Source organism: Aquibaculum sediminis, from assembly GCF_040712085.1.
GTDB lineage: Bacteria > Pseudomonadota > Alphaproteobacteria > Kiloniellales > DSM-21159 > Aquibaculum > Aquibaculum sediminis.
In genome coordinates, this window is record NZ_JBFCVK010000004.1 from 107,113 (window position 1) to 122,804 (window position 15,692).

A 15,692-nucleotide genomic window follows, 5' to 3' on the forward strand; every position below is an offset into this window, starting at 1 on the left:
AGCAGAGTGTGAGGCGCAAGCCCCGAGAGCTCAAGCGCCCTTCCCGGAGTCCTCTTCGGCGTCCGCATCAGCCTTGGCCGCAGCCGCATCATCGGCCGGCGTATCCGCAGCTGATTCCGGGGCCGATTCCGGGGTCGTTCCCGGAGCCGGAGCGGCAGCCTCTGCAGTGGCTTCGGTCGGCACTTCCGGCGCGTTGTCGATCGCCTCCAGCTCGGCCATCAGGCCGTCGCGATCGGTCGTGCGCTCGCTCACCTTGGCCTTCTCGAGGATGTGGTCGACGACCTTCTCCTCGAGCAGCGGGCCGCGCAGGTTCGCCAGGGCGCCCGGGTTCTTCTGATAGAACTCGAAGAGCGCCTGCTCCTGGCCCGGATAGCGGCGCATCTCGCCGATCAGCGCCTGCTGCAGCTCCTCCTGGGAGACCTCGATCGCTTCCTGGCGGCCGACCTCGGCCAGCAGCAGGCCGAGACGAACCCGACGCTCGGCGATGGCGCGATACTCGCGCTTGAGCGTCTCCTCGTCCTTGCCCTTGTCCTCGTCATCGAGACGATCGGCCTTGCGATCCTCTTCGATGCGCTGCCAGATGCCGCCGAACTCCATGTCCACCAGCTTTTCCGGCACCGGGAAGCTCGCCCGCTCGGCCAGCGCATCGAGCAGCTTGCGCTTGATCAGGCTGCGTGAGGCCTGCTGGTACTCGTTGGAGAGCGATTCGCGCAGCCGCTCCTTCAACTCGTCCAGCGACTCCTGGCCCAGGCTCTTCGCCAGCTCATCATCGATGGCGGCAGGCACGGCCTGGTGCACGTCCTTCACCTGAACCTGGAAGACGGCTTCCTTGCCGGCCAGCTTCTCGTTGCCATAGGCGTTGGGGAAGGTGACCCGGACCTCCACGTCATCGCCCTTGTTCTTGCCGACGAGTTGCTCCTCGAAGCCGGCAACGAAAGAGTTGGAGCCCAGCTCCAGGTGATGATCTTCGGCTTCCATGCCGGGGAAGGCCTCGCCGTCCACCGTGCCCTTGAAGTCGACGACCAGCACATCGCCGCTTGCCGCCGGCCGCTCTTCCTCGAGCGGCTTGGTGCTGCGCTGCTGCTGGGCAAGACGGTCCAGGCCTTCCTGGACCTGCTCGTCGGTGGGCTCCACCACCACGCGTTCCAGCTCGATCTCTTCGAAGGCGATCGGCTCGATCTCGGGCAGGATCTCCAGCTTGAGATCGTACTCGAGATCCTTGCCCTCCTCGAAGGAGACAACCTCGACGTCGGGCTGGGCCGCCGGGCGCAGGCCGCGCTCATCCAGCGCCTGCTTGGAGGAGTCCTGCAATGCACTCTGCAGCACCTCGCCCAGAACGGCCTGGCCGAAGCGCTTCTTCACCAGGGAGGTTGGCACCTTGCCCGGCCGGAAACCGGGGATGCGGACCTCGTCCTTGAGCTTCTCAAGGCGCGCGCCCACCTTCTCGTCGATGTCGGCGGCGCTGATCACGACCTTGTATTCGCGCTTCAGGCCTTCGGCCAGGGTCTCGGTAACCTGCATGAGGGTGGGGCCTCTTTCGTCTGACTAGCTTTGAAATTCACACGCCGAAACGCGCAGCGCTCAGGAATACCACGGGGCGAAGCGCAATCCGGTCGGTTCTGGTGCGGGCGGAGGGACTCGAACCCCCACGGTTGCCCACTGGTACCTAAAACCAGCGCGTCTACCAGTTCCGCCACGCCCGCTCCAGCCCCCCGGTTCGCGCCGGCCCGCCCGGTCGCCCATGGCGAACGCAAGTCGGACGCGGAAAGCGAAGGGAACCAGGAGCCACCGTCAAGCGATCGTCCTGTGTGTATCCCTGCGCAACCACGCGGGTGGCACGCTTGTGTCGCAGGGCGTGTACGACGAACGGCCGGGGTGAGTCCAGTCTATATCGCCGACAGGGGCCGCTTTTCCCGGCAGCGACCCGCGGCTGCCATGCAGTGGGCTCAAGGCCGATGCACTCGAAAGTCGGTTGTGTTGCACCGCAGCATCCGCAAACCTATCTGCAATGAATGGAAGGCCGCACGCGCTGGAGGAGATGACAGGTATGGCCCAGTATCGCACCAAATACGAACCGCCGGAGATGGAAGAAGCCCTCGCTGCTGCCGAGGGGCTGTCCCAGGAGCCGGAGGAACAGCTGGAAATCGTCGCCTCGCTGATGGGGCTCGACATCGAGGAGGTGCGCAGCTGGCATGCCCAGCGCAAGCCGCAGCGGGCCCGCTCGCGCTTCACCCTCACCACCACGCGCAAGGGCGTGCCGCGCAGCGCGCCGGAAGTCGTGGTGCTGAAGCGGCGGCCACGCGCGGCCTGATCGGCTCTGCGGGTGTGTCTGTGGGCGTGCTGTGGGCGTGCACGGGGCGTTGCCGCCGCGCGCCGGCGTGGTACAAGGGCGCCAGTCCCGCCTGAGCAGCCGGAGGAGCACCATGGCCGACAGCACCGACACGCGCATCGAAAGCGATTCCATGGGTGACATAGCGGTCCCCGCGGACCGCTATTGGGGCGCCCAGACCCAACGCTCGTTGCAGAACTTCCGCATCGGCGGGGAACGCATGCCGGCTCCGGTGGTGCGCGCACTCGGCATCCAGAAGCTGGCGGCCGCGCGCAGCAACATGGCGCTGGGCGTGCTCGACGCCAAGCTGGGCGAGGCCATGTGCCAGGCCGCCCAGGAAGTCGTGGACGGCAAGCTGACCGACCACTTTCCGCTGGTGGTCTGGCAGACGGGGTCCGGCACCCAGTCCAACATGAACGCCAACGAGGTGATCGCCGGACGGGCCAACGAGATCCTGACCGGTGAGCGCGGTGGCAAGAGCCCGGTCCATCCCAACGATCATTGCAACATGGGGCAGTCGTCGAACGACACCTTCCCCTCGGTGATGCACATCGCCTCGGTGGAGACCCTGGCCGGGAACACCCTGCCGAAGCTGCGCCGCCTGCACGCCGGGCTGAGCGAGAAGGCCGCGGCCTTTGCCGAGATCATCAAGATCGGCCGCACCCATCTGATGGACGCGACGCCGCTCACCCTGGGGCAGGAATTCTCCGGCTACGCCAAGCAGGTTGAGTACGGCATCGCCCGCATCGAAGGCACGCTGGACCGACTCATGGAACTGGCCCAGGGCGGCACGGCCGTTGGCACCGGCCTCAACGCCATGGAAGGTTTTGCCGAAGCCTTCGCCGAGGAAGTGGCGCGGATCACCGACCAACCCTTCCGCACGGCCGCCAACAAGTTCGAGGCCCTGGCCGCCCACGACGCGGTGGTGGAAGCCTCCGGTGCACTCAACACCGTCGCCGTCTCCCTGATGAAAATCGCCAACGACGTGCGCCTGCTGGGCTCCGGCCCGCGCTGCGGTTTCGGCGAGCTGCTGCTGCCCGCCAACGAGCCCGGCTCCTCGATCATGCCGGGCAAGGTCAATCCGACCCAGGCCGAGGCCATGACCATGGTCTGCGCCCAGGTGATGGGCAATCACACCACCATCACCGTGGCCGGGTCGAACGGCCACTTCGAGCTCAACGTCTTCAAGCCGGTGATGGTCTACAACCTGGTGCAGTCGGCACGACTGATCGGCGACGCGGCCGAGTCCTTCCTGGACAACTGCATCGCGGGAACCGAGGCCAACGAAGAGCGCATCAACACCCTGATGCGCGAGTCGCTGATGCTGGTGACCGCGCTCAATCCCCATATCGGCTACGACAATGCCGCCAAGGTGGCCAAGAAGGCCTATACCGAGAACACCACCTTGAAGCAGGCGGCTGTCGAACTGGGTCTGCTCACCGCGGAGCAGTTCGAGGAATGGGTGCGTCCCGAAGAGATGATCGGCCCGCGCAAGCGGGGCTGACACCCGTGACCGTGCCCGGCCGGCTGCGCAAACGTTCCGTGACGCTGGCCGGGCACCGCACCTCGCTCTCGGTGGAGCAGGTCTTCTGGGATGAGCTCAAGCGCCTTGCCGCCGAGGAAGGACTGTCCCTGCAAGCGCTGATCGCCCGCCTGGATCGCGAGCGCGTGGCCGAGGGCGAGACCACCATCGGTCTCTCCGGCGCAATCAGGGTCTACGTGGTGCGCCGTCTGCGCGAGAAGCTGGCGCAGGTGACACAGCCGGCAGAGGAGTGAGCGGCAGCGGTTCGGCTGCGGTTTCCCGGGCTTCCCAGCGCAGATCGAGCGCATCCAACGGCCCGCCGATGCGCAGGCGGCCGGCGGGCTCGGTTTCGCCAGGCGCGCTCACCTCGATCGTCAGCGCGCTTCGCTGCCGGCGCAGATCCGCCAGCACACCATCGAAGGCCAGGAAGCGCTCTTCACCGATCAGTGCCAGATCCCCGGCACGGATCACGCCGGCCTCGGCCGTAAGATGTCCGCGCGCCCGACCCTCGCGCGCTTGCAGCGCCTGCAGCAGCCCCTCCAGCAGCGGCGCTTCACCGCCCTCGGGCACACTGCGCCAGTGGAACGCGCCATCCAGTTGCGCCACGCCTTCCAGACCGGCGACAAGCTGCGCGACGGAACTGCCACGCGTCGCCAGGTTCAGCGCGAGACCGACACTGCCTGCCGGATCACCGTCACCCCATGAAGTCCCTTGTGCGAGCGCCGCAAGGGGAAGCGCCGCCCCTTCCAGCTCGAGCACGAGTGCCAGGCGATCCAGACCCGTCCGCGCCAGATGGCCGTTCAGGGAGACGCGACCGGAACCCAGCGAGCCCTGCAGGTCGCTCAGGCTCAGTCGGCCACCGGCGCGCTCCAGCACCAGTGTCACATTCTCCAGTGCCAGGTGTCCCAGCGACAGGCGCGCGATTCTGAGATCGGCCGCCAGATCGAAGGCCTGTAGGGCTGCTGGATCGATGGGCCGGCGCGACCAACTGCCGTCGGTGTCGCGCCACAGCCCCGGCGCCGTCAGCGCGGCGGGCAGCAGGGGCGCCAGCCAGGTGCCGGTCATGGCGCCTGTTTCCAGCGCGAGGTCGAGCCTCGGGCGCGCAGCGCTCCGGCTCCAGGACAGATCCCCCTTCACGGCAAGCTCGGCCAGGCTGCCCTGAGCAGACTCCAAGGTCAGTTCCGCCGCGTTGGCGCGCAAATGCCCCTCCAGGTCGAGCGGCCCCGCAGGCAGGGCCGGAACCTCGGGTGTCAGCAGCCCGGCCAGGCGCAGCCAATCCTCGTGCTGCAGCCGCAGATCGGCCTCCAACCGCGCGGCGGGCGACCAGGCCTGGCTGAGGTGTCCGTCAAGCTGCAGCGCACCGCCATCGAGGGTCAGGTGGGTGCTGTGCTCCAGGTGGTCCGCGCTGCCAGCAAAGGCGCTTGTCAGCTCCAGGCGGGCATCGGACTCAGGCAGACTGCCGGCATGGCCGAGCAAGCGGGCAGCGGCAGCGGGTGAGAGATCGTCGACCACCAACTCGCCGGACTCGATCTCCTTCCCCTCCCCGTCCAGGCTGCTGCGCAGCGACAGGCGCGCCGAGGCCCCCAGCGCCGTCAGATCCAGCGAGAGATCCGCCGCCGCTTCGTCACTGGCCAGGGAGCCGGCCATCACCACGGCACCCAGCCGATGCAGCAGCGGCGGTGCCCCAAGTGCCAGATCCTCCAGGAAGCGGGCACTGTCGGGGATTTCGGCCTGGAACCCGCTGTCCTGCAGGCGTGGGCGCGGTTCCGACAGGCCTTCAAGGCGACCGCTCGCCTGGATCGTCGCGCCCGCCAGGTCGCCAATGCGCAGACCCGCGAGATCGAGGCTTCCCCCGCGCAAAGCGCCTTCCACCGCCACCGCCTGCGCCCGGCGCCCTTTCAGGGTCAGCCGCTCGGCTGTCAGGTCGAAGTTGGCATCGAAGGCATCCAGCCAATCCCGCTGCTGCAGCCAGCGCGGTGCGATGTAGGCGTCCAGGTTGACCTCATCGGCCTGCAGGCGCAGCCCCAGCCCCGGGCGTGCCCGAGGCGCAAAGGCGAAGCCGCCGGTGATCTGCGTAAAATCGACGTCCAGCGCCAGATCGCTCAGCGTGACGAGTTCCGGACCCGCCTCCAGTCGGGCGGAAAGCTCAAAGCGACGCAGGCGCTCCGGATCGATGGAGTCCACCGGGACACCGAGCCAGTCCAACCGCGCCCGGAGATTGGTGGAACGCGCCTGCACCCTCCCCGTCAGGCCCGGCGCGTCGGTGGCCAGGCGCCAGCGACCGGTAAAGGAGGCGTGGCTCGAACCGGGCAACTGCACCCCGGCTTCGTCCAGTTCCAGGGTGTCACCGGCAAAGCGGCCGGCAAGGTCCAGCCGGCGCAGGGTTTCTCCACGCCAGCGCAGCCGCTCGATGGCAAGCTTGAAATCGCCCGTCAGCGCCTCGGGAAGCTGCAGGCGCGGCCAGAGCAACACCTCCGGCCGCAGCAGACCGTCAAGCTCGACCACCCGAGCCGCCAGATCGAGGTCAAGCCGTGGCTCCAGCCCCGGACGGACCCGCGCCCGTCCTTCCAGCCGAGCCTCCGCAATGCTGAGTGCCAGATCCCCCAGTTCGGCCGCCCGTCCGTCCCAACGGACAGACGCCTGCGCCTGCAACGGGCGCGACAAGTCGAAACCGGGCAGCACGCCGAAGGGCAGCACATCGAAAAGCGCACCAGCATCGGCGGCCTGCACCTCCACTTGCCCGTCGAAGCCAAGCGTCGCACCTGGCAGGAGCCGGCCGACCAGCCGCAAGGCGGTCTCCCCGGCCTCCGGCAGGCCCAGTTCCAACCGCATCGCCTGACGTTCCTGCCCGTCCGGACGGCCGAGATCGACGTCGAAGCGGACCTCCTCGTCCTGATAGCGCAGACGCCCCTCGGCCGAGAGCGGCCCCGGCAGGCTTTCAGCCGTCAGTCGGGCATCGATGCTCGAGAGACGCTCCTCCCGACCGGCGCGATGGTCGCGCCAGACCATTTCCGCATCGCGCAACTCCACCGCTTCCAGGCTCAAGGCCTCGATGAATTGTGCCGAGCGGCCGAGCAGCAGTGTTGCATCCTCGTTGCGCCAGTTGCCGCCGCCGTCGGGCAGACGCTCGAGCAGGAGCACGGGGCGCACCAGGCGCAGCGACTGCACCTCGACTTGTCCGGAGACCAGCGGCAGGGCGGCGACCCGCATTTCGAGGCGGGCGACCCGCAGCAGTTCGGGTTCCGAGCCCTCAGCGCGATTGGCGACCCGCAAGCCCTCGGCCGTGAGCCAGGGCCGCGGCAGCAGGCGCAGGGACAGGGCTCCGTCCACCGCCACCTCCCGGCCGAGAACCCGGGACAGTTCGGCTTCCAGCCGTGGTTTCGCGGCCTGCCAGTCGATAAAGCCCGGAACCACCGCCACGGCGACGACGGCCAGCAGCATCAGCGACAGCAGGGTAAGCAGCAGCGCTCTCAAGGTTGATACCCCGGATGCCGGTTTTGCAAGGCACCCTCTTCAACGAAAAACCGGGTTGGAACGGCCGCAGCCTAAGGTCTCTGTTGCAGTTTCGCAACGAAGCGTGGCAAGGCTATCGCAAGATCTCCCGCGGTTTAGCACCTGGCGTGACATTGAGGCCGCAGCCGCAAGCGGTGTGTCTGCTGCGGTGCAGAAGTGGAAGGCAGGCAGAAGCCGATGGCGGAAATCATCAATCTGCGCCGGGCCCGCAAGGGCAAGCAGCGCGCCGAGGCGACCGCGAGGGCCGCCCAACAGCGCAGCCAGTTCGGCCGCAGCAAGCAAGAACGCGCCACGGAGGACAGCCGTCGGCAGAAGGAAGAGGCTCGACTGGAGGGCCACCGCCTGGAGCGGAACGCAGCGCCTAACGCCAGTGAAGCAGGCGACGCTCCAGAAGAGTGATGCCGGTGCCGGCAAGCAAACCGAGGATCGAGAGGCAGACCACGCCGCCCAGCAGGCGGTCGGTCATCATCAGGTGGCCGGCCGAGATGATGAAAGCGCCCAGCCCGTACTCCGCCCCGATCATCTCCGCCGCCACCACCAGGATAAGCGCCAGAGAGACCGTGATGCGGAAACCGGCCACGATGGTGGCCATGGCGCCCGGCAGGACCACCTTCCAGACGATGGCCCAGTAAGGCAAACCGAAGGACTGGGCCATGCGCACAAGGTTGCGCGGCACCGTGTCCACGCCGGAATAGGCTGCAACCACGGTCGGAAAGAAGACGCCCATGCCGATGGTCACCAGCTTGGAGGCCTCGCCGATGCCGAACCAGAGGATGAACAACGGCAGCAGCGCGATCTTCGGGATGGGAAAGAAGGCGGAGACCAGCGGCAGCCCGACCGAGCGTGCCAGCGTGAAGAGCCCCATAGCCAGGCCCAGCGCCAACCCGGCCAGCGTGCCCAGCACCCAGCCCATCCCGATGCGTTGCAGGGAAGCCGTCAGGTGAATCCAGAGATTCCCGCTGACCGCTTCGGCGCGCAGCGCCTCAAAGATGGCCAGCGGGCTGGGCAGGAACAGCGGACTGACCCAGCCGCGGCTGCCGGCCAGCTGCCAGATCCCCAGCACCAGGGCGAAGAAGACCAGCGCCGTCCAGCGCTTGCGCCCCGGCGCGAAGCCGCCGCCGCGAAACTTCAGTTCGCGCACCGCCTCAGCCATGCTCCAGCTCCGTCACGGCGCTCTGCGCCTCGGCGCGGATCAGGCCCCAGAGGCGCTCGTGCAAGTCGGCCAGCTCGGCCTGCGCCTTGGCGCCGCTGCGCTGACCGCGCGGCAGTGGGATCTCCACCAGTTCCTTGAGCCGCCCGGGCCGGCGGGAGAAGACCGCCACCCGGTCCGCCAGCCGCAGTGCCTCGGAGAGATTGTGGGTGACGTAGATCGCGGTGGTGCGCTCGCGCACCCAGAGGCTCTCGAAGTCTTCAAGCAGCAGTTCGCGGGTCTGGGCGTCCAGGGCCGAGAGCGGCTCGTCCAACAGCAACACCGCCGGCTGCACCGCCAGGGCGCGGGCGATGCCGACACGCTGGCGCATGCCACCGGACAGCTGCTTGGGCAGCGCGCCCGCAAAATCCGAAAGGCTGGTGCGAGCCAGGGCATCGGCTACGCGGCGCCGACGCTCCACGCCGCCGAGGCGGTGATGTTCCAGCACCAGCTCCACATTGCCCGCCACCGAGCGCCAGGGCAGCAGGGCGAAGTCCTGGAACACGAAGGTGAGCGGGTTGAGACAGTCGGCCGGCGGCTGTCCCTTGAGCAGCACCCGCCCCCGGCTGGGATGGAGCAGTCCGCCCAGGATGGACAGCAGCGTGGACTTGCCGCAGCCCGAGGGGCCGATGATCGCCAGGACCTCGCCCTCACGCACCGCAAGGTCGACGTCCTCGAGCACCGGCAAGGGACCGTAGTCGTGGCCGATGGCCTCGGCGATCACTTGCATGGGATCAGAACCTGCTTGCGGCGCCCCACACCGAAGGCACGGGGCGCCCGCCCCTCATTCCGGCAGATTGAAGTGGCTGTCGATGAAGCTGAGGTCGATGAAGCTGGCCGGATCGGCCTGGGCCGCGACCAGGCCCTGGCCCTGCAGCCATTCCACCTGCTGATAGACCGAGCCCACGTCCAGCGCCCCCTCCGGGTCGATGTAGCTGGCGCTGGCCTTGATGGCATCCGGCGTCGCATCGGTGTACTGCTGGATGATCGGGATCAGCGCCTCGGCCTCCTCGCCGAACACGCGGTTACCCTCCTCATCGAACCGATGGAAGGCCTCGGCATAGTCGGCCGCGCCGCGCTGATAGGCGCGCACAAAGCGCTCCACCACGTCACGACGTTCCTCGACGTTGTCGCTCGAAGTAAAGAGGCCGCCCAGCTGATAGGGCGTGTAGTCGTGCACCCAGCCGATGATGCGGCCGCCGTCCTCGCCCTCGATCCGGCGCGCCAGCCAGCCCGGCAGGATGACCGCATCCACCTGGTCGGTTGACACCGCGCTCATCATGTTGGGCACGGCCTCCAGGGTGGTGAGCTTCACCGCGTCGACGTCGAAGTCCAGCTCCTCGGCCAGCAGGCCCAGCATGAGATGGAAGCTGGAGCCGCGCTGGGTGATGCCCAGTTCGTGCCCCGGCAAGTCCTCCGGCGCCTTGAGGCCTGCCTCCCAGGCCGCATTGGAGGCGAGGTAAGCGGAGAACTCGAAGCCCGGCTCTTCGCGGCTCTGGGCACCGATCACCTTGAGCGAACCATTGGCGGCCAGGTTGTAGAAGCCGGCGGTGAAAGCCGTCACCCCAAAATCGGCATCGCCCGAGGCAATGGCCACGGCCACCGGCTGGGCGGCGCGGAAGAACTCGAAGGAAACGTCCAGTCCCTCTTCCTCGTAGTAGCCCCGCTCCTGCGCAATGAAGAGCGGCGAACTCGACACGAAGGTGAGCGCGGCCACGGTGATCTCGTCAGCGGCCTCGGCGTTTCCCTGCACAACGGTGCCAACGGTTAGCGAAAGGGCGCAGACAGCGCCGAGCAGCAGGCGTTTCAAGACTCTCTCTCCCAAGCAATCAAGCTGTCGAAATCACGCGTCAGCCTCGTGGCTGCGCAGAGGCCCATCGGCCTCGGTCGGTTCGGGCGCAACCTGCCCCGCTTGGACAAGACTGTCCAGGCCGACATCCAGCGGCCCAGTGACGCCCTCGCGCACCCGGGAGAGGATGGCCGGCACGGGCGGCGGCCAATGCCGCGAGGGCTCCAGGATCAGATCCAGGCTATCCAGCAGATCACGCAGGCGATGGCCCTCCAGCGTGCGCGCCAGCAGCCAGCGCCCGCCCGGAGTTGTGGCAATATAGCCATCGCGGCGCAGGTTTGAGAGCACCAGATCGACCTCCGCCGGCGGCATGGGCAGATCCCGCACCAGGTCTCGCCGGCGCAGCGGTCCACCGTCGATCTGCGCAGCCTTCAAGCGCTGCAGCACGGCAAGCGCCAGCGGCAGGCGATCGAGCGGCCCGCAGCCCTCGAAGCCACGGAGCTGTGCGGCCTGCCACTCTGGCCAGGTCGCAGCCACCTCGGCCCCGGTCAGGACCACGATCCAGACCAGGTAGATCCAGATCAACAGGATCGGCAGCGCCGCCATCGCGCCATAGACCACCTGGTAGCTTGGGAAGTTGGTGATGTAGAGGCCGAAGCCGAACTTCAACAGCTCGAATCCCACGGCCGCAACCCCACCGCCCAGCGCCGCCGCCGCGATGCCCACCGGACGGTTCGGGACAACGAGAAACAGCACCGAAAAGGCCAGCATCGCCAGGATCACGGCCAAAAGGCGGGAGACCAACTGCATGCCCTCGCCCAGAAAGCCGAGATAGCTCTCAGACAAGCCGAAGGCGACCCCGGAGACCGAGATCGAGGCACCCAGCAGCAGCGGCCCCAGGGTCAGCAGCGCCCAGTAGACCAGCAACTGCAAGGCCAGCGGCCGCCGCTCGCGCACATGCCAGATGGCGTTCAGCGAAGCATTCACGTTGGAGAGCAGCAGGATGGCCGTCACCGCCAGGGCGAGCACACCGGGGCCGGTGAGGTTGGCGACGTTGGCCAGCAGCGCATCCATCTGCTCCGCGGCCGCCAGGGCCTGTTCCGGCGGCAGGGCCTCGAAGATCAGGTTCTTGAGCTGCTCCTGGGCATTGTCGAAGGCCGGAAAGGCGGTCAGCGACGCCAGGCCGATGGCCATCAAGGGCACCAGTGCCAGCAGCGAGGCGTAACTGAGCCCAGCTGCGAGCTGTGGGCAGCGATCCTCCAGAAAGCGCGCCGCCACATGGCGCAGGAAATGCCAGAGCTGCCGGGCGCGGCTCTGCGCAGCCGGTGCTTCGGGGTCGACGGCTGTCCCAGTCGGCTGGGGCGATGGGGGCGTTTCGGTCATGGGATTGTCTTTTAGCCTGCCGCCTCCAAGGAATACAGCGCCGGCAATTGGCCAATGTGGCCGCAGGGGCTCGACCTTGCCGCCGCTATGACTATCTGATACGCGAAAGCTTCCCCAACGACAGCTCTGACTGGATGGCCGCCGGTGAAACCCACAGTCTTCATCCACACCAACGACAAGCAGTGGCTGGGCGCCGTGGTGTCCGAGTACTCGCTGAAGCGCAACGCCCGGCAGCCGGACAGTTTCGACGTCAAGCCGATCCACACCGACGGCCATCCCTTCCTGGCCGCCAAGGAAGGCGAGGTCTTCCTGCGCGACGGCTTCGAGCGCCGCTGGACCATGAACGACCTGCAGTCCTTCACGCCGCTGCGCTTTATGCCGCCGGAGCTGATGGGCTACGAGGGCCGCGCCCTGGTGATCGACCCCGACATTTTTGGGGTCGGCGACGTGGGCGAACTGCTGGCACGTGACATGCAGGGCAAGGCCATCATGTGCCGCCCGCGCTCAGGCTTCAAAGGCAAGAGCGGCTGCCTCGCCTCCTCCGTCATGCTGCTGGACTGCGCAAAGCTGACCCACTGGCGCTGCGCCGAACAGTTCGACGAACTCTTTCGCTTCGAGCGGGACTATATGGACTGGATCTGCCTGAAGCTGGAGGATCCGGAGAGCATCGGCTTTTTCGAGACGGTCTGGAACGACTTCGACCGCCTGGCCGACGACACCCGCCTGCTGCACAACACCCGGCGGCTGACCCAGCCCTGGAAGACCGGCCTGCCGATCGACTGGACACCGGCCGAGAAGTCCTACGGCATCCCCCTGCTGGGCCCGGTTATGCGCCTGCGCCACAAGCTTTTCGGCGCCCACGGCCTGCTCGGCAAATACATCCGCCACCCGGACCGAAACCAGGAGCGCTTCTTCTTCGGCCTGGTGCGCGAATGTCTGGACCAGGGCATCCTGAGCGAAGAGCAGCTCCGCCAGCAGATGGCCCTCAACCACCTCCGCCACGACGCCTTCGAGCTGCTCGACCGCACGCCGAAGATGGCGGCGTGAGAGCGCGGCGCGCCCGCTATCAGCTTTCGCTGTAGCCGAACATCGGGTCCAGGCGCTCACGCAAGTAGGTTTCGACCTCCGCGGCCTTGGCCTCGTCAAGGTAGTCGCGCCAGCCCCCCACCTTGGCCCGGCGCACCTTGTAGGCATCGGGATTGCTCTTGTCGCGCGTGCGCATGCGGCTGCCGGCCAGCCAGAAGGTGCCCTTGGCCTCCATCTGGCGCATGTTCTCCACCGAGGCGAAGCGCACCGCCTCCTGCAGCTCCTCATCGCTCGCCGGTGTTCCGAGAAATGCAAAGACGCGCCCCAACTGCCCGGCCGTATCGCTGCGCAGATCCTCGTAACGCAGCAGCAGACTGCCCTGGAGCTTGGGGAACTCTTGGGCCCAGAGATTCATGAACGCAACGATCTTCGGCAGGCCGGCATCGGGATCCATGATGAAATCCCCCACCTCCACTGCGGCGCCCTGCCCCGGATAGCGGTTCATTGCCTTCTTGCGGTCACGCATCCGGAACTTCCACTGGAAGAACTGGGAAACCGCCGTGTCCGCCGGATGGCGCACCAGCAGCACGACCTTGTGGCCGTAGTAGTCGCGCTTGTCCTCGGCGTGACCGGTGTAGTCCTTGAGGTAGTTGTCGTGGGTGAACATCAGCTTCGGGATCGCCGCCACCCGCCAGTGCAGATTGTCGAAGCCGATCATGTGGCGCTCGGCCAGGCCGTGGCGCACCTGATAGACCCGGCTGATCAGCACCCGCAGCCAGGTGCGCCCCGCCTTGCCGTAGGACACGAAAACCGCATCGGCCTGGCTCAGCTTGCGAAACTCCTCCTCGCCGCGCAGCCGCCGCTCCAGCGCCAGCCGCGCTTCAGGCGAGCGGGTCACGGCCGTGAGCAGCCGAAGCGCCCGGCCGGCACGCTTGGAGGCGATGCGGAGGGGGGGATAGACCACGTTTGAACCTCTGTCTGCCTTGCTCGGAAAACCCACTGTCCTCCGGCAGGCATCTCTGCCCGGTCGATCAGTGCGGCTTGGCCACGGGTTATCCAGTGATAGCCCAGAGAGGTCAAACCGGGAAGCCTGCGTCCTTACAGCACCTCGGCTCTCCTTGCGCCGCAGTGGCGCCCGCCTTAAGTGTTCTTCCCACTGCACAGAGGCCACTGCGAGCACCGCTCGCCACCAGTGGCATCGCCCGGATTGGACGATGATCAAGCTTCTCGGACTCTTCTTCACCTTCAAGGGCGCCAACCCGTGGCTTGTCCTCTTCTGCCTGTTTCTCGCCTCTTCGGCAGAGGGGCTGAGCATTGCCGGTGCCCTGCCGCTGATCGCCCTGGCCACCGATGACGGCAACGAGGAGCAATCGGAACTCAGCCTGATCATGGCCGACGCCTTCGCCTGGCTGGGCATCGATCCGACCCTGGAGGTGTTGCTGCTGATCATCGTCGGCGGCATCGTGGGGAAGGCGTTGATGACCCTCGTGGCCATGCGCCTCGTCGGCCATGCAGCCGCCACCGTCTCGACGGAACTGCGCCGGGACCTCGTGGATGGGCTGCTCAAAGTACGCTGGTCCTTTTTCGCCAGCCAGCCAGTGGGCCGCATCGCCTCGGCCATGAGCAACGAGGCGACACGGGCCGGTCGCGCCTATGTCAGCACGGCGACCTTCATCGCGAATACGGTCCAGACGCTCATCTACATCATCCTGGCGTTCCTGATCGCATGGAAGATCGCGCTCGGCGCGGTCATCGTCTGCACGCTCATCGGCATTGCGCTGCATCGCTTCGTTCGCCAGTCGAAGCGGGCCGGGCGAGAGCAGACCAAGCGGACCAGCGAGATGATCGCCTATCTCACGGACGGTCTCTCCAACGTGAAGCCCCTGAAGGCGATGGCGAAGCAGGCCGCTTTCGAGAGCATGGTGGACAAGAAGATCGTCCGCCTGCGCCGGGCACTGCGCCGCCAGGTCAACAGCCAGGAGTGGCTGAAGGCCTCGCAGCAGATCCTCTTCATCCTCCTGCTCGGCGTCGCCCTCTGGAGCGCCCTGACCTTCGACGCGGCAGGCTTGGGCGAACTGCTCATCATTGCGCTGGTGCTTGTGCAGACGGTGAATAAGATCGGCCGGATCCAGCGGGACTATCAAACCGCCGTCAACCAGGGCGCTTCACACGAGGCTCTCAGCGAACTGACCGCCAATGTGCGCGAAAGTGCAGAATCCTGGCAGGGAACGCGGACACCGACGTTCGAGCAAAGCTGCCGTTTCGAGCAGGTCTGCTTCAGCTTCGGCGAACGGCCGGTGCTCAAGAACGTCTCCTTCGATCTGGCCCGCGGCAGCCTGACCGTGCTGATGGGGGCTTCGGGAGGCGGGAAGACCACCATCACCGATCTGCTCCTGGGGCTGTACTGCCCCGACAGCGGTCGCATCCTGATCGATGACGTGCCGTTGGAGGAAATCGACCTCGACCAGTGGCGCAGCCGCATCGGCTACGTCGCGCAGGAACTGGTGCTGTTCCACGACAGCATTGCCGCCAACGTGGCGCTTGGCGATCCGGGCATCGTGGAAGAGGAGATTGTCAGAGCGCTCAAACTTGCCGGCGCCTGGGATTTTATCGAGCAGTTGCCGGAGGGGATCCACTCGACCGTAGGCGAGCGGGGATCACGCCTTTCCGGTGGCCAGCGCCAGCGCATCGCGCTGGCCCGGGCCCTGATCGGTAAGCCCGAGCTTCTGATTCTGGACGAGGTCACCTCTGCCTTGGACCCCGAGACGGAACTGGAAATCTGCCAGACCCTGGCCTCTTTGTCCGAGGACCACACGATCATTACCATCACGCACCGGCCGCAGCTGCTGGAGATCGCTGATCAGATCCTGGAACTGTCCGATGGCGCACTTCGGGAAATCCGCGCGCCACTTCCCTTGAAGCGTGAACGGCAAGCCTAGCT

Annotated in this window: 13 protein-coding genes and 1 tRNA gene; 6 read left to right on the forward strand and 8 right to left on the reverse strand. The window is 67.0% G+C overall.

All coding sequences use genetic code 11. The annotated features are described in order from the left end of the window. Window positions 1-30: 30 nt before the first annotated feature. Both tig and ABZ720_RS07675 read right to left on the reverse strand, forming a co-directional pair. On the reverse strand, window positions 31-1,521 hold the full coding sequence (tig, locus tag ABZ720_RS07670) for a trigger factor (protein WP_366554927.1): 1,491 nt from the start codon (window positions 1,519-1,521) through the stop codon (window positions 31-33). 99 nt (window positions 1,522-1,620) lie between these two features. Continuing rightward, window positions 1,621-1,703 (reverse strand) — tRNA-Leu (locus ABZ720_RS07675). Between the two features lie 344 nt (window positions 1,704-2,047). Between ABZ720_RS07675 and ABZ720_RS07680 the strand changes: the two genes are divergently transcribed. The 3 genes from ABZ720_RS07680 (at window position 2,048) to ABZ720_RS07690 (ending at window position 4,105) form a co-directional block, all read left to right on the forward strand. Beyond that, window positions 2,048-2,311 (forward strand): hypothetical protein, encoded by a 264-nt coding sequence (locus ABZ720_RS07680; RefSeq protein ID WP_366554928.1) that lies wholly within the window; start codon window positions 2,048-2,050, stop codon window positions 2,309-2,311. A gap of 112 nt (window positions 2,312-2,423) precedes the next feature. Next, a complete protein-coding gene (fumC, locus tag ABZ720_RS07685; RefSeq protein ID WP_366554929.1) occupies window positions 2,424-3,833 on the forward strand; it encodes a class II fumarate hydratase in 1,410 nt (469 codons plus the stop codon). Between the two features lie 5 nt (window positions 3,834-3,838). Next, window positions 3,839-4,105 (forward strand): ribbon-helix-helix domain-containing protein, encoded by a 267-nt coding sequence (locus ABZ720_RS07690; RefSeq protein ID WP_366554930.1) that lies wholly within the window; start codon window positions 3,839-3,841, stop codon window positions 4,103-4,105. Here ABZ720_RS07690 and ABZ720_RS07695 read toward each other — a convergent pair. Further along, the gene (locus tag ABZ720_RS07695; RefSeq protein WP_366554931.1) at window positions 4,038-7,325 is read right to left on the reverse strand and encodes an AsmA family protein; all 3,288 of its coding nucleotides are present in this window, start codon (window positions 7,323-7,325) and stop codon (window positions 4,038-4,040) included. The genes ABZ720_RS07690 and ABZ720_RS07695 overlap by 68 nt on opposite strands. A gap of 216 nt (window positions 7,326-7,541) precedes the next feature. Between ABZ720_RS07695 and ABZ720_RS07700 the strand changes: the two genes are divergently transcribed. Further along, window positions 7,542-7,763 (forward strand): DUF4169 family protein, encoded by a 222-nt coding sequence (locus ABZ720_RS07700; protein ID WP_366554932.1) that lies wholly within the window; start codon window positions 7,542-7,544, stop codon window positions 7,761-7,763. On the opposite strand, the gene ABZ720_RS07705 is transcribed toward ABZ720_RS07700, so the two are convergent. The 4 genes from ABZ720_RS07705 to ABZ720_RS07720 are packed head-to-tail and all read right to left on the reverse strand — an operon-like array spanning window position 7,726 to window position 11,725. Next, window positions 7,726-8,517 carry an ABC transporter permease gene (locus ABZ720_RS07705; RefSeq protein WP_366554933.1) on the reverse strand — a complete coding sequence of 264 codons (792 nt, stop codon included), beginning with the start codon at window positions 8,515-8,517 and terminating at the stop codon, window positions 7,726-7,728. The genes ABZ720_RS07700 and ABZ720_RS07705 overlap by 38 nt on opposite strands. Continuing rightward, window positions 8,510-9,283, reverse strand: a complete 774-nt coding sequence (locus ABZ720_RS07710; protein WP_366554934.1) for an ABC transporter ATP-binding protein — start codon at window positions 9,281-9,283, stop codon at window positions 8,510-8,512. The genes ABZ720_RS07705 and ABZ720_RS07710 overlap by 8 nt, the downstream gene beginning before the upstream one ends. 54 nt (window positions 9,284-9,337) lie before the next feature. Next, a complete protein-coding gene (locus tag ABZ720_RS07715; protein ID WP_366554935.1) occupies window positions 9,338-10,363 on the reverse strand; it encodes an ABC transporter substrate-binding protein in 1,026 nt (341 codons plus the stop codon). Between the two features lie 33 nt (window positions 10,364-10,396). Then, window positions 10,397-11,725 (reverse strand): YihY family inner membrane protein, encoded by a 1,329-nt coding sequence (locus ABZ720_RS07720; RefSeq protein ID WP_366554936.1) that lies wholly within the window; start codon window positions 11,723-11,725, stop codon window positions 10,397-10,399. A gap of 144 nt (window positions 11,726-11,869) precedes the next feature. Between ABZ720_RS07720 and ABZ720_RS07725 the strand changes: the two genes are divergently transcribed. After that, window positions 11,870-12,772, forward strand: coding sequence for a hypothetical protein (locus tag ABZ720_RS07725; RefSeq protein WP_366554937.1), 903 nt, complete (start codon window positions 11,870-11,872; stop codon window positions 12,770-12,772). Between the two features lie 19 nt (window positions 12,773-12,791). Here the strand turns inward: ABZ720_RS07725 and ABZ720_RS07730 are convergent, their stop codons facing one another. Next, window positions 12,792-13,715, reverse strand: coding sequence for a sulfotransferase domain-containing protein (locus ABZ720_RS07730; RefSeq protein ID WP_366554938.1), 924 nt, complete (start codon window positions 13,713-13,715; stop codon window positions 12,792-12,794). A gap of 250 nt (window positions 13,716-13,965) precedes the next feature. Here ABZ720_RS07730 and ABZ720_RS07735 point away from each other — a divergent pair, with 250 nt between their 5' ends. Continuing rightward, the gene (locus tag ABZ720_RS07735; protein WP_366554939.1) at window positions 13,966-15,690 is read left to right on the forward strand and encodes an ABC transporter ATP-binding protein; all 1,725 of its coding nucleotides are present in this window, start codon (window positions 13,966-13,968) and stop codon (window positions 15,688-15,690) included. Window positions 15,691-15,692: the final 2 nt, after the last annotated feature.